Source organism: Xanthobacter lutulentifluminis (assembly GCF_043194675.2).
In the GTDB taxonomy this organism is placed as follows: Bacteria; Pseudomonadota; Alphaproteobacteria; order Rhizobiales; family Xanthobacteraceae; genus Xanthobacter.
On the sequence record NZ_CM195525.1, the window covers coordinates 2,825,997 to 2,840,186 of the forward strand.

Below are 14,190 nucleotides of genomic sequence, written 5' to 3' on the forward strand. Positions count from 1 at the left end.
CCCCTCCCGGGAGGGGGAGATGCCCCGCGCCAAGACGCAAGAAGACACCTCTTCAGGAGAAACGCACATGAACGTCGGTTTCATCGGCCTCGGCATCATGGGAGCCCCCATGGCCGGCCACCTCATCGACGCGGGCCACACCCTGTTCGTCTATGACGTCGTCCGCATCCCCGACGAGCTGAAGGCGAAGGGCGCGACCGCCTGCGCCTCCTCCGCCGAGGTGGCGCAGAAGGCCGACGTCATCATCACCATGGTGCCGGACACCCCGCACGTGGAAGAGGCGCTGTTCGGCAAGGGCGGCGTCGCCGAGGGCCTCTCCGCCGGCAAGATCGTGGTGGACATGAGCTCCATCTCGCCGGTGGCCACCAAGGGCTTCGCGCAGAAGGTCAACGCGCTCGGCTGCGACTATCTCGATGCCCCCGTCTCCGGCGGCGAGGTGGGCGCCAAGGCGGCGTCCCTCACCATCATGGTCGGCGGCCCGGAAGGCGCGTTCGAGACCGTGAAGCCCCTGTTTGAGAAGATGGGCAAGAACATCACCTTGGTGGGCGGCAACGGCGACGGGCAGACCACCAAGGTGGCCAACCAGATCATCGTGGCCCTCACCATCGAGGCGGTGGGCGAGGCCCTGCTGTTCGCATCCAAGGCGGGCGCGGACCCGGCCAAGGTGCGGCAGGCGCTGATGGGCGGCTTCGCCTCCTCCAAGATCCTCGAGGTGCATGGCGACCGCATGGTGAAGCGCACTTTCGATCCGGGCTTCCGCATCGAGCTGCACCAGAAGGACCTGAACCTCGCTCTGCAGAGCGCGAAGATGCTGGGCGTGAGCCTGCCCAACACCGCCACCTGCCAGGAGCTGTTCAACGCCTGCGCCGCCCATGGCGGGTCCAAGTGGGACCACTCCGCCATGGTCAAGGCGCTGGAGCTGATGGCCAACCACGAGATCGCCTGATCTTGCGCCCGGCGCCCCGCCAGTAGCGGCCGGGCGGGGCGCCGGGGGCCGGAAGCGTCAGCGTTGCTGCCGTGACTGCGACTTTATGCTTACACGAACGGCGCGCATGATGGTGTCGAATGCCATGCCGCCACGCCGGCCCGCACACCCACAGCGCGATCAACGCGCGTTCCGGAGGAAGACCCGATGCCCCATAAGCGCACCCCGGCCCTGAAACGCGAGCGCGCCACCAAGATCGTTGCCACGGTGGGGCCGGCCTCCAACAGCGAGGAGAAGCTGAAGGCGCTGTTCCTCGCCGGCGTGGACGTGTTCCGGCTCAATTTCTCCCACGGCACCCAGGCCGACCATGGCGAGGTGCTGGCCCGCATCCGCCGGCTGGAGAAGGAGATGAACCGGCCCATCGGCGTCATCGCCGACATGCAGGGCCCGAAGCTCCGCGTCGGCCGCTTCAAGGATGGCGCCATCGCGCTGAAGGCCGGCGACGTGCTGCTGTTTGATGCGGACGTGGAGCGGCTCGGCGACGAGACCCGCGTGCCGATCCCCCATCCGGACATCCTCGCCGCCCTCACGGTCGGCTCCACCGTGCTGTGCGACGACGGCAAGGTGCGGCTGAAGGTGATCGAGAAGGGCGAGGGATTCCTGAAGACCCAGGTGGTGGCGGGCACGCGCCTGTCCAACAACAAGGGCTTCAACATCCCCGACGTGGTGCTGCCGCTCTCGCCCCTCACCGAGAAGGACCGCGTGGACCTGGAATTCGCCTGCGAGGCCGGGGTGGAGTGGATCGCCCTCTCCTTCGTGCAGCGGCCGGAGGACATCCACGAGGCCCGCGCCCTCATCAAGGATCGCGCGGCGGTGATGCTGAAGATGGAGAAGCCCGCCGCGGTGGAGCATCTCACCGAGCTGGTGGAGCTCTCCGACGCCATCATGGTGGCGCGCGGCGACCTCGGCGTCGAGATCTCGCTGGCCGAGGTGCCGGCGCTGCAGAAGCGCATGATCGCGGAATCCCGCAAGTACGGCCGCCCGGTGATCGTGGCGACGCAGATGCTGGAATCCATGATCACCGCGCCGGCCCCCACCCGCGCCGAGGTCTCCGACGTGGCGACCGCCGTCTATGAGGGCGCCGACTGCGTGATGCTCTCCGCCGAGACCGCCGCCGGCCAGTTCCCGGTGGAGGCCGTGACCTTCATGGACGACATCATCCGCCACGTGGAGCGCGATCCCGGCTACCGCCAGGTGCTGGACGCCACCCAGGCCGAATGGGGCAAGAGCATCGGCGACGCGGTGACCAAGGCCACCTATCAGGCCGCCATCGCCGTCGATGCCTCCGCCTTCGTGGCCTTCACCCTGTCCGGCACCACCGGCCTGCGTGCCGCGCGCGAGCGGCCCTCGATCCCGATCCTCGGCCTCACCCCGAAGATGGAGACCGCCCGCCGGCTGGCCCTGTCCTACGCCGTCCACGCCGTGCACATGAAGGAGGACATCCACTCCTTCGGCGACATGGTGGATACGGCGGTGCGCACCGCCGTGGAGCACGGGCTGGGCAAGCCGGGCGACCGCCTCGCCATCACCGCCGGCGTGCCGTTCGCCAAGCCGGGCACCACCAACATCATGCGCATCACCACCATCGGCGCCGACAGCCCGCCGTCGCGCTACGACGTGGACACGCCGGCCGCCCGCACGCCGAAATCCCGCGTCCACGCCTGATCCTGCACGGGCGAGACATCCTGCGCGGGGCTGACCCGCGCCCTCCCGAACCCGTTCCGGCCGCGGCCTGCGCGGGCCGGGACGGGTACGGCCGGACCGGCTCCAAGCCGCCACTCCGGCTGCTCGCGCTCCGCGTGGCTGCAATCTGCGGCCGAGGCAGGCCGGCCTGCCCGTTCAGGCTGCGCCTTTCGGAGGCGTGATGATACTTCCGTTTTGGACAGGTCTCTTCCGCATCCGCTGCGTCTTGCCGCAGGACGCGCGACGAAATCGTTTTCTCGGTCAATATGGTATTATTTAACCCCCGCCAGGGGCTGGACGCGACCCGGTCGCCCGGGTCTAAGGTATGGCCGTTTCACACGGTTCCGGTTTGATGCCCGTCGAGATCGAGCGCAAATTCCTCGTGACCTCCGCCGACTGGCGGCTGGGGGCGCGCGCCTGCCGCATCCGGCAAGGCTATCTCTCGCTCGGCGAGGGCGCCACGGTGCGCATCCGCATTGCCGGGGCGGAGGCCTTCATCACCGTGAAGGGCAAGACCGAGGGCATTGCCCGGCCCGAGTTCGAATATGCCATCCCCTTGGGCGACGCCGAGGCCATGCTGGAGAACCTCTGCGCCCGCCCCTTCATCGAGAAGACGCGCTATTCGCTGGAGCATGCCGGCAAGCTGTGGACGGTGGACGTGTTCGAGGGCCAGAACAACGGCCTCGTCATGGCCGAGGTGGAGCTGGAAGGCCCGCACGAGCCCATCGACCTGCCCGGCTGGGTGGGCGACGAGGTCACCGACGATCCGCGCTACCGCAACTCGTCCCTCGTGAACGCCCCGCTCGGCAGCGGCGCCTGAGGCGCGCTCACGCCCCCTTCAGCGCCGCTTCCACCGCCAGCATGTCGCGCCAGGCGAGGCGCTTGCCGATGGGCGTGCGCAGCAGATAGGCCGGGTGGAAGGTGGCGATGGCGCGGATGGCGCGCGTGCCGGTGTCATAATCGGCGAAGCGGCCGCGCAGCCGGGTGATGCCCTCGGTGGTCGCCATCAGCGCCTGCGCCGACGGCCCGCCGAGGCACACCAGTATGTCCGGGTTGGCGAGCTCGATCTGCCGGCGGATGAAAGGCAGGCACACCGCGGTTTCCTGCGGGGTCGGCGTGCGGTTGCCCGGCGGGCGCCAGGGAATGACGTTGGCGATATAGGCCGAGGTCCGGTCGAGGCCGATGGCCCCCATCATCAGGTCGAGCAGCTTGCCGGAGCGGCCGACGAAGGGCAGGCCCTGCTGGTCCTCGTCGCGGCCCGGCGCCTCGCCCACGAACATCACCCGCGCGCCCGGCGTGCCGTCGGCGAACACCAGCCGGCTAGCGGTGCGCTTCAGCGCGCAGCCCTCGAACGCCTCCAGCATGGCGCGCAGGTCGTCGAGGCTCTGCGCCTCGCGGGCCGCCTCGCGCGCGGCCATGGCGGCCTCGTCCGGCGGACGGGTGTGGATGGCCGCCGGTGCTGCCGGCTCGCGCGGCGGGGCAGGGCGGGCCGCAGCGGGGCGGCCGGCGGCGGGCTGCGTCGGGGCCGGGCGCGGTGTGTCCGCGGGGGAAGGCGGCGCGAATGCCGGCGCCTCGGGCTGGATCGCCCGCGCACCACCCCGCGCCGGCTCGGCCGCGCTCTCGGCGAACCGGTTCACCGGCGTCTCGCCGATGGCCACGTCCACCCCCGCCTCCAGATGGAAGGCGAGGAGGTCGGCGATGTCGTCGGCCGGAAGGGCGTCCTGCGGATCGAAGGGGGGCGGGCTCATGCCGGCATTCTAGTGCCGGACCGCGGTCCGGCCAAACCGCCCTCGCGCGACGGTAAATGCGGTCGATGGAGGGGGCGCATTGGACGCGCGGTCGGAAAACTGCGTCTCTCCGCTGCATGGACGCAATTGTCTTCACGCCGCAACCATGGAAAAAGTCCAACAAGACACTGAGAGGGAGCCTGAGGGCATGAGCGCGGCGGATCTGCCTGAACGCGAGGGGATGGATTATGACGTGGTGGTGGTTGGGGCGGGTCCTGCGGGGCTTGCGACCGCCATCCGTCTGAAGCAGCAGGCGGCCGAGCGGGGGTCCGAGGTCTCCGTGGTGGTGGTGGAGAAGGGCTCCGAGGTGGGCGCCCACATCCTCTCCGGCGCGGTGATCGACCCGGTGGGGCTCGATGCCCTCGTCCCCGGCTGGCGCGAGGAGGCGGATGCGCCCCTGACCGTGCAGGTCACGGACGACCATTTCTGGCTGCTCGGCCCGGCCGGCGGGGTGAAGCTGCCCAATTTCGCCATGCCGCCGCTGATGAACAACCACGGCAATTATGTCGGCTCGCTCGGCAATGTCTGCCGCTTCCTGGCGCAGAAGGCCGAGGCGCTGGGCGTCGAGATCTATCCCGGCTTCGCCGCCGACGAGATCCTCTATGACGAGAAGGGCGCTGTGACCGGCATCGCCACCGGCGACATGGGCGTCGACAGGCAAGGCGAGCAGAAGCCCGAGTTCACCCGCGGCATGGAGCTGCGCGGCCGCTACACCGTGTTCGCTGAGGGCGCGCGCGGGCACCTGACCAAGCAGATCATCGGCAAATACGGACTGGGCGAGGGCCGCGACGTGCCGAAATTCGGCATCGGGCTCAAGGAATTGTGGAAGGTGAAGCCGGAGAAGCACAAGCCCGGCCTGGTGCAGCACGCCTTCGGCTGGCCGCTGGATTCCAAGACCGGCGGCGGCGCCTTCCTCTACCATATCGACGACGAGCAGGTGGTGGTGGGCTTCGTGGTCCACCTCAACTACCAGAACCCCTGGCTCTCGCCGTTCGACGAATTCCAGCGGTTCAAGACCCACCCGATCTTCCGCGACACCTTCGAGGGCGGCAAGCGCATCGCCTATGGGGCGCGCGCCATCACCGAGGGCGGCTACCAGAGCGTGCCGAAGCTGTCGTTCCCCGGCGGCGTGCTGGTGGGCTGCGCGGCCGGCTTCGTGAACGTGCCGCGCATCAAGGGCAGCCACAACGCGGTGCTCTCCGGCATCCTGGCCGCCGACCACCTGCTCGACGCGCTGGCGGCGGAGCGCAGCCACGACGAGCTTTCCAGCTATGAGGCGGCGTGGCGGGCCTCGGCCATCGGCGCGGACCTGAGGAAGGTCCGCAACATGAAGCCGCTGTGGTCGCGGTTCGGCACCTTCCTCGGCATCCCGCTGGGGGCGCTGGACATGTGGACCAACACGTTCGGCTTCTCGCTGTTCGGCACGCTGAAGCACGGCAAGACCGACGCCGCCTCGCTGAAGCCGGCCAAGGAGTGCAAGAAGATCGCCTATCCGCGGCCGGACGGGGTGCTGACCTTCGACAAGCTCTCCTCGGTGTTCCTGTCGAGCACCAACCACGAGGAGAACCAGCAGGTGCATCTGGTGGTGAAGGACATGGCCCTGCAGAAGGCGTCGGAGCACGACATCTATGCCGGCCCGTCCAACCGCTACTGCCCGGCGGGCGTCTATGAGTGGGTCGAGGAGGGGGCGGACGCGCCGCGCTTCCAGATCAACGCGCAGAACTGCGTCCACTGCAAGACGTGCGACATCAAGGACCCCAACCAGAACATCACCTGGACCGCCCCCGAAGGCGGCGGCGGGCCCAACTATCCGAACATGTGAGGACCGGGCGGCGCACCCGCGCCGCCGTCAGGACGGCGGCCGCCCGAAGCCTCAGGCGCGGGCGGCTTCCGGCGGGGCAGGCAGGGCATCGGCCGCCACCTCCGCCAGGGCATGGCCATAAAGGATGAGGCAGGGGCCCTCGGCTCCCGCCTCGGCGGCAGTGGCCACGGCATCCGCAAGCGTCGCCACCGTGGCCAGCACCACCTTCTCCTGTGGCCGCGTCACCGAGAACACCGCCACCGCCGGGGTCGCCGGATCGATGCCGGCGGCGGTGAGGTTGGCGATGAGATCCGGCAGGGTGCGGCGGGGCATGTAGACCACCGTCGTCGCTGCCTTGTCGGCCAGAGCGTTGAAATCGAGATCCTTCGGCAGCTTGCCGTCGCGCGCATGGGCGGTGACGAACTGCAGCCGTCGCGCATGGTCGCGGTGGGTGAGGGAGGTGACGAGCCGGCTCGCCGCGCCCTGCGGCGCCGAGATGCCGGGCACCACCTCCACCGGCACGCCGGCGGCCCGGCAGTGGGCGATCTCCTCTCCGGCCCGGCCGAAGATCATGGGCTCGCCGCCCTTCAGGCGCACCACCCGGCGCCCTTCCCTGGCCAGCTGGACCATCAGGGCGTTGATGTCGTCCTGCTTGCAGGAGGGGCCGTAGCCGGTCTTGCCCACCAGCATCTTCTGCGCCTCGCGCCGGGCGAAATCCAGCACGGCAGGGGAGACGAGATCGTCGTAGAGCACCACGTCGGCGGACTGGAGCGCCCGCACCGCCTTCAGCGTCAAAAGCTCCGGATCGCCCGGCCCGGCGCCCACCAGCACCACCGATCCGGCCTGCGGGGCGGCGGCCCCGGCCTCGATGGCGGCGAACAGGGCGGCGCGGTCGACCTCGTCCGGTGCCCGGTTGGGCTCGGAGAGGGCCTTGGCGGCGAAACGCTCCCAGAAGGCGCGGCGGGCGTGATGCGACAGGCCGCGCGCGGTGACGGCGGCGCGCCAGGTCTTGGCCGCCAGCGCCCAGCCCTTGAAGCCGGCCGGCAGCAGCGCCTCGATCTTGGCGCGGACCGCCTGCCCGAACACGGGCGCGGCGCCATCGGTGGAGATGCCCACCACCAGCGGCGAGCGGTTCACGATCGCGCCGAAGGTGAAATCGGAGGCGCCGGGCCGGTCGATGACGTTCACCGGCACGCCGGCGGCGCGGGCGGCCTCGGCGAAGCGGGCGGCTTCGGCCTCGTCCTCGCAGTCGGCGACGGCGAAGGCGGCGCCCGGCAGGTCGTCGGCGTGCCAGTCGCGCACATGGATGCAGATGGGGCCGTGGGGCGCGGCGCCGGCGAGGCGCCACAGCTCCTCGCCCACGTGCGGGGCGATCACCTCCACCCGTGCCCCGGCGGCGGAGAGCAGGTCGGCCTTCCAGGCGGCCGGCGCGCCGCCGCCAGCCACCAGCACCCGTCGCCCCTCGAGCCCGAAGAACACCGGCAGCCGCGCGATGGGCTCCATGCGCGCATGCCCGGTCTGGCGGGGGGCGCGGGGGGAAGGCGTTTGCGGGCCGGAGGCGGCCATGGTCACGGTGGCTCCTGAGAGAATGCGCCAGCCTACGGCGGGCCGGGCTGGCGATCAACGCGGGCGGCGGCCCGACCGGGGCAGCGCCGCCGCCGGTGGTGGGGCGGCCCTTTCAGGGGGCGCTCAGTGCGCCTCTTCCCAGTTCTTCGCGGCGCGGGCGTCCACCTTCAGCGGCACGGCAAGCTGGACCGCCGGGGCGGCCGCCGTCTCCATGGCGTGGCGCACCACGGGGATGATGGCTTCCGCCTCGGCCTCCGGCACCTCGAACACCAGCTCGTCGTGGACCTGCAGCAGCATGCGCGCGGAAAGGTTCGCCTTCGCCAGCGCCGGCTCCATGCGGATCATGGCGCGGCGGATGATGTCCGCCGCCGTGCCCTGGAGGCGGGCATTGATGGCGGCGCGCTCGTTGAAGGCGCGGATGGAGGGGTTCTTGGCCGCGATGTCGGGATAGTGGCAGCGCCGGCCGAACAGGGTCTCCACATAGCCGTGCTCGCGGCAGAAGGCTTTCGTCTCCTCCATGTAGTCGCGGATGCCCGGGAAGCGCTCGAAATAGCGCTTGATGTACTGGCCCGCCTCCTCGCGCGGAATGCCCAGCTGGTTGGCGAGGCCGAAGGCGGAGATGCCGTAGATGATGCCGAAATTGATGGCCTTCGCCCGCCGGCGGATCTCGCCCGGCATGTCCTTCACCGGCACGCCGAACATCTCGGAGGCGGTCATGGCGTGGATGTCGAGCCCGTCCGTGAACGCCTGCCGCAGCGCCGGGATCTCGGCGATCTCGGCCAGCAGCCGCAGTTCGATCTGCGAATAGTCGGCCGAGACGAGGAGGTTGCCCTCCTGCGCCACGAAGGCGCGGCGGATGCGCCGGCCCTCCTCGGTGCGGACCGGGATGTTCTGCAGGTTGGGGTCGGAGGAGGACAGCCGCCCGGTGGTGGTGGCGGCCAGCGCATAGGAGGTGTGGACGCGCTTCGTCTCGGGGTTCACGTAGTTGGGCAAGGCGTCCGTGTAGGTGGAGCGCAGCTTGGAGAGCTGGCGCCATTCCAGGATCTTCTGCGGCAGCTTGTGGCCCTGCTCGGCCAGCTCCTCCAGCGCGGTGGCCTTGGTGGACCACATGCCCGTGGCGGTCTTGGTGCCGCCGGGCAGGCCCATCTTGCCGAACAGGACGTCGCCCATCTGCTTGGGGCTGCCCACGTTCAGCCGCTCGCCTGCGAGCTCGGCGATCTCGTCCTCCACCCGCGCCGCGCCCTGCGCGAATTCCGAGGAGAGGCGCGCCAGCATGGCCTTGTCGATGGCGATGCCGCGGCTTTCCATGCGCGCCAGAACGCCGATGAGCGGGCGCTCCAGCGTCTCGTAGACCGTGGTCCTGCCCTCGGCGGCGAGGCGGGGCTTGAGCGCGCGCCACAGGCGCAGCGTCACGTCCGCGTCCTCGGCGGCATAGGCCGTGGCGGGCTCCAGCGGCACCTTGTCGAAGGTGATCTGGCTCTTGCCCTTCCCCGTCACCTCCGAATAGGCGATGGGCTGGTGGCCGAGGTGGAGCACGGAAAGCTCGTCCATGCCGTGGCCGTTGCGGCCGGCGTCGAGCGCGTAGGACATGCACATGGTGCAGTCGATGGGCGCGACGCGGATGCCGTGGCGGGCCAGCACCAGCTGGTCGTACTTCACATTGTGCCCGATCTTCAGGGTGCCCTTGTCCTCCAGCATGGGCTTGAGGACGGCGAGCGCCTGTCCGGACGGGATCTGGCCCGGCAGCAGGCCCTCGGAGAACAGGCCGTCCCCCGCGCCCTGGTGCAGCAGGGGGATGTAGCAGGCCTCGTTGGGCGAGAGCGCCAGCGAGACGCCCACCAGATCCGCCTGCATGGGGTCGAGTGAATTGGTCTCGGTGTCGAAGGCGACGACACCCTGCTCGCGCGCCTTGGCGCACCACGCCTCAAGCTCGGCGAGGTCGAGCACGGTGCGGTAGGCGGCGCGGTTCACCGGCGTGGCGCGGGCCTCCTGCGCGCGGGCGTGGGCGAGATCGGCCGGGGTGGGCGTGCCTTCGGCGGCCGTCGCCGCAGGTGCGGCCTCTCCGCCGCCGGCAGGAGCAGCGGTGGGCCCCTCCCCCGGCGCGCCGGGGGCGAACAGGTCGCCGCTGGGGGCAAGGCGCGGGTCGGCGTCCACCTCGCCGGCTTCCACGCCATAGGCCTCGGCCACGCGGCGGGTGATGGTGGTGAATTCCATGGCCTTGAGGAAGGAGATGAGGCGCCTGGCGTCCGGCGCCTCCAGCACCAGATCCTCCAGCGGCACCTCCACCGCCACGTCGCGCACCAGCGTCACCAGCTGCTTGGAGATGCGCGCGGCCTCCTGATTGCTCAGCAGCGATTCCCGCCGCTTGGGCTGCTTGATCTTGTCGGCGCTGGCGAGCAGCGTTTCCAGATCCCCATATTCGGCGATGAGCTGGGCGGCGGTCTTGATGCCGATGCCGGGCACGCCGGGCACGTTGTCGGTTGAGTCGCCGGCAAGCGCCTGCACGTCCGTGACCTTCTCCGGCGGCACGCCGAAATATTCCACCACCTCGCCGAGACCGATGCGCCGCTCCGGCCGCGCCCCGCGCCCGCCGCTCTCGCCCGAGGCCGGGTCATACATGGCGACCTTGGGGCCGATGAGCTGCATCAGGTCCTTGTCGGCGGAGACGATGAGCACGTCCGCCCCCGCCCGCACCGCCTGGTCGGCATAGGTGGCGATGAGATCGTCCGCCTCGTAGCGCGCCTGCTCCACCGGGATCAGGCCGAAGGCGCGCACCGCCTCGCGCATGAGCGGAAACTGGGGGATCAGCTCGTCCGGCGGGTCGGAGCGGTTGGCCTTGTAGTCGGGGTAAAGCTCCTTGCGGAAGCTGTCCTCCGACTTGTCGAAGATGATGGCGAGGTGGGTCGGCCTGATGCCCACCGCCCCGTCGCGCACGAACTGGAACAGCTTGGTGCAGAACAGCCGCACCGCCCCGGTCGGCAGCCGGTCCGAGCGGAAATTGTACTTCCGGTCCTGGTTGATGGACTGGAAATAGGCGCGGAACACGAAGGAGGAGCCATCCACCAGAAAGACGTGATCGCCGGGCTGGAGAGGGCGGGGAGAAGGGGACATCGCCGGTCCTTGGCAGGTTCCGCGGAAGAAGGCGCGCACGATGCCCGAGGGGCGTGCACGGGACAAGGGGCCGGCGCGGGCGTGCACCGTTACGCGTCGCCGGCGCGCGGGAGCCGGCGGGGGACGTTGGGTGCGGGGTTTGCGCCGCGGGCAGTGAGGGATGGCGCGCGAGCCGGTTCCGGAACCACCGCGTGCCCGCTCCGTCGGCTGCCGGCTGTCCGGTTCCGGCGCACGATGCTTCGGCCGCGCGCTGCGACGGCTGTCCCGGCGTGGCCCGGCCGCCGCCCGCCCCATCGCGCCGGCGGTGCGGGCAAGCCTGGCGCGGGCGCTGCCGCCGGCCGGCCGTCGCCGCCTTGTCGGTGGCAGTGGCGCCGGCCGGGAGGAACCGGGCGCCGTCCCGGCCGGCGTCCCGGCCCTGCGTTCCCGTCCCGCGCTCCGGTCCCGTGCCTGCCCGCGGCCGACGCGGCGTCGCGTCACGCAGCCTTGACCCGGCCGGATTGGATTCAGCCCGGCGGGCACGCTATCCTCCGCCCCGTCCTTCGTCCGGAGCCACCGCCAAACCATGTCCCTCGCCGCCCCCTCCCGCCTCGAACCCGGCCGCGATGCCGGCGAGGCCACGTCGGCGCGGTCCGGGCTGGGCACGCGGCTCCTGGTGCTGGGTGCCGTGGCCGTTGTGGGAGCGCTCGGCGCCGCGGCGGTGATGCTGTGGGCGCGGCACGGCGCCACCGTCTTCTTCGATATCCTCAGCGCGGGCATCGCCGCCTGCCTGTGATCCCCCGACCCTTCCGCCAGCGGCGCCGCCGGGCGCTTGAGGATACATGTCGCAACGCTTGAAGATCATCGCGCTGTTCTCCGCCTTCGCGGCCGGCGCCCTCCTGCTCATCGCCGGCGTCACGCTGCTGATGCCGGCCGCTCCGCCGGCCGTCGTCTCCACCGGCACGGCCGCCGTTGGCGGGCCCTTCCGCCTGACCGACGCGGACGGCAAGCCGGTGACGGAGGCCGCGCTGAAGGGCAAGCCCAGCCTCATCTTCTTCGGCTTCACCCATTGTCCGGACGTGTGCCCGACGGCCCTGTTCGAGATGTCCGAGATCTTCGGCGCGCTCGGCCCCGATGCCGACAAGGCGCAGGCCTTCTTCGTCTCGGTGGACCCGGAGCGGGACACGCCCGAGGTGCTGAAATCCTATCTCGCGAGCTTCGCGCCGCAGATCCACGGCCTCACCGGCACGCCGGAGGCGGTGGACCAGATCAAGAAGGAATACCGGGTCTATTCCCGCAAGGTGCCCCTCACCGCCGGCGACTACACCATGGACCACACGGCGGTGGTCTATCTGATGGACAAGACCGGCACCTTCGTCGCGCCGTTCAATTCCAAGCGGCCGCCGAACGAGGCTGCGGCGGAGCTGCGGCGGCAGTTCTGACGCCCGGGCGCAACGCCGCCCCGGCCGCGCGGCGGGCGACGCCGTGCTCGGTCTTCTGCCAGAAGTGCGGGCGGCGGATCAGCTCCACCAGCGCCCGCCAGGCCGCGAGCGACAGCAGCATCCAGTAGAGGGGCAGGCCGGCCACCACGCTCCAGTGCGGCGCCAGCCCCCGCCGCCGCAGGGCGGCCACCTGCAGCACGGCGGTGCCGGCATAGCCGGCCGCCAGCGTCGTGTAGGTGAGGGCGGAGGTGAGCACTTCCGCCAGCGAGGTGCAGGGCAGGCCGATCACGCCGCGCACCATGTCCGCCGCGAGCACCACGGTGCAGAACGGATGCACCAGCGCCGCCGCGAACGGGCCGGCGGTGAGCAGCAGCAGCGCCGCGGTGGCGCGCGGGCCGAGATCGCGCACCAGCGCGCGCGGCCGGCGCAGGTGGACCAGCAGCGTCTGCGCCCATCCCTTCAGCCAGCGGGTGCGCTGGCCCACCCAGACCCCGCAGGCCACTGGCGCCTCCTCGAAGGTGGTGGAGGCGATCACCCGCGTCTCGTAGCCGGCGCGGGCGAGGCGGATGCCGAGGTCGGCATCCTCGGTGACGTTGAACGGGTCCCACGCGCCCACCTCCTCCAGCACCCGGCGGCGGAAGTGGTTGGAGGTGCCGCCCAGCAGGATGGGCAGGCCGAGCGCGCTCAGCATGGGCAGCAGCACGTCGAACTGGCCGGCATATTCGGCCGCGAACTGCCCGGCGATCCAGCGCTCGTCGCCATTGTCGGTGCACAGCCGCGCCTGAACGCAGGCCACGCGCGGGCCGCCGGCGCGGAACGCCTCCAGCGCCCGGCGCAACTGGTCCGGCTCGGGCAGGTCCTCGGCGTCGTAGATGGCGACGAAGCTGCCGCGGGCGAAGCAAAGCGCCACGTCGAGCGCCTTGGGCTTGGTGCGCGGGCCGAGGGGCGGCACCGCCACCTCTTCCATGTGCGGCGGCAGGCCGATGGCGGCGATGGCGGCACGGGTCGCGCGGTCGTCGGCCTCCACCACCAGCTTGATGTCCAGCTTCTCCGGTGGATAGTCGAGCGCGCCCAGCGCCGAGACGAGGCCCGGCACGCTCGCCGCCTCCCGGTAGAGCGGAACGAGGATGGAATAGAGCGGCAGGTGGCGCTCGGAGAGGGTGGGGCGGATGTCGTCCGGCGGCTCATAGAGGCAGCCGGCGAGGCGGATGGCGATCCACGCCAGGAACACCAGCGACAGGAGCGCCTGCACGGCGAGCAGCGTCCACAATGGCGCGAGAGCGGCCAGCACCGCCAATGGCACGCCGACGGCCAGCGCGCCCCGGGCCAGCAGCCGTCCCGGCACCAGCGTCGCGGCCGAGCGCAGCGGATCGCCGCGCGGCAGATGCAGCACGGCGGCCTCGGTCAGCTGTGGGCCGGCGGTGTCCAGAACCGCCCGGCGCAGCGCCGCGGGGGAGGTGAGGCTGACCCGGCCGGCGAGGCTCGCGTCCTGCCGCAGCGCGCGCGCCAGCCGTCGCACCTCTCGGCCACGGGCCGCAAGGGTGAAGCGTGGCCGCTGACCCGGCCGGCCCGGCGGCTCCAGCCGGATGCCGGTGCGCAGCACGCCCCGCGCCGTCTCCGCAGAAAGCGGCCGGCCGGGCGCCGTCCGGTCCGGCGTGGCGGGCTCGACCGGCAGGCCGAGGTGATCGGCGAGGCGGAGGGTGGCCGTGGCGTCGTCCACGAGCCCGCGGGCCACCAGCACCTCGTCGGCTCCGACACCGACCTGCCGCGCCCGCGCCGCCGCCTCCCGCAGCACCGCGAGGGGGAGATCCCCCACGAACGGCCGCAATTCGACGGGCA

At 71.2% G+C, this 14,190-nt stretch carries 10 protein-coding genes; 6 read left to right on the top strand and 4 right to left on the bottom strand.

The window, feature by feature from the left end:
- Positions 1–67 precede the first annotated feature (67 nt).
- The 3 genes from glxR (at position 68) to V5F49_RS12895 (ending at position 3,488) form a co-directional block, all read left to right on the top strand.
- Positions 68–946, top strand: a complete 879-nt coding sequence (glxR, locus tag V5F49_RS12885; protein WP_509210681.1) for a 2-hydroxy-3-oxopropionate reductase — start codon at positions 68–70, stop codon at positions 944–946.
- A gap of 186 nt (positions 947–1,132) precedes the next feature.
- Positions 1,133–2,650, top strand: a complete 1,518-nt coding sequence (gene pyk / locus V5F49_RS12890) for a pyruvate kinase (protein WP_394115411.1) — start codon at positions 1,133–1,135, stop codon at positions 2,648–2,650.
- A gap of 370 nt (positions 2,651–3,020) precedes the next feature.
- Complete coding sequence (locus tag V5F49_RS12895) at positions 3,021–3,488, top strand: CYTH domain-containing protein (RefSeq protein ID WP_394115410.1); 468 nt, start codon at positions 3,021–3,023, stop codon at positions 3,486–3,488.
- A gap of 7 nt (positions 3,489–3,495) precedes the next feature.
- On the opposite strand, the gene V5F49_RS12900 is transcribed toward V5F49_RS12895, so the two are convergent.
- Positions 3,496–4,416 (bottom strand): uracil-DNA glycosylase, encoded by a 921-nt coding sequence (locus V5F49_RS12900; protein ID WP_394115409.1) that lies wholly within the window; start codon positions 4,414–4,416, stop codon positions 3,496–3,498.
- 187 nt (positions 4,417–4,603) lie between these two features.
- On the opposite strand from V5F49_RS12900, the gene V5F49_RS12905 reads away from it, so the two are divergent.
- Positions 4,604–6,277, top strand: a complete 1,674-nt coding sequence (locus V5F49_RS12905) for a 4Fe-4S dicluster domain-containing protein (protein WP_509210682.1) — start codon at positions 4,604–4,606, stop codon at positions 6,275–6,277.
- A gap of 51 nt (positions 6,278–6,328) precedes the next feature.
- Here V5F49_RS12905 and cysG read toward each other — a convergent pair whose 3' ends face one another.
- Positions 6,329–7,822 carry a siroheme synthase CysG gene (gene cysG / locus V5F49_RS12910; protein WP_394118548.1) on the bottom strand — a complete coding sequence of 498 codons (1,494 nt, stop codon included), beginning with the start codon at positions 7,820–7,822 and terminating at the stop codon, positions 6,329–6,331.
- Positions 7,823–7,945: 123 nt separating this feature from the next.
- Positions 7,946–10,933, bottom strand: coding sequence for a DNA polymerase I (gene polA / locus V5F49_RS12915; protein ID WP_394118535.1), 2,988 nt, complete (start codon positions 10,931–10,933; stop codon positions 7,946–7,948).
- A gap of 562 nt (positions 10,934–11,495) precedes the next feature.
- Here polA and V5F49_RS12920 point away from each other — a divergent pair.
- Together V5F49_RS12920 and V5F49_RS12925 are read left to right on the top strand one after the other, a co-directional pair.
- The gene (locus tag V5F49_RS12920; protein ID WP_394118536.1) at positions 11,496–11,705 is read left to right on the top strand and encodes a hypothetical protein; all 210 of its coding nucleotides are present in this window, start codon (positions 11,496–11,498) and stop codon (positions 11,703–11,705) included.
- Between the two features lie 46 nt (positions 11,706–11,751).
- A complete protein-coding gene (locus V5F49_RS12925; RefSeq protein WP_394118537.1) occupies positions 11,752–12,351 on the top strand; it encodes an SCO family protein in 600 nt (199 codons plus the stop codon).
- Here the strand turns inward: V5F49_RS12925 and V5F49_RS12930 are convergent.
- Entirely contained in the window at positions 12,296–14,167 is a 1,872-nt protein-coding gene (locus V5F49_RS12930) for a glycosyltransferase family 2 protein (RefSeq protein ID WP_394118538.1), read from the bottom strand. The two genes, V5F49_RS12925 and V5F49_RS12930, sit on opposite strands and share 56 nt — an antisense overlap.
- Between the last annotated feature and the right edge of the window lie 23 nt (positions 14,168–14,190).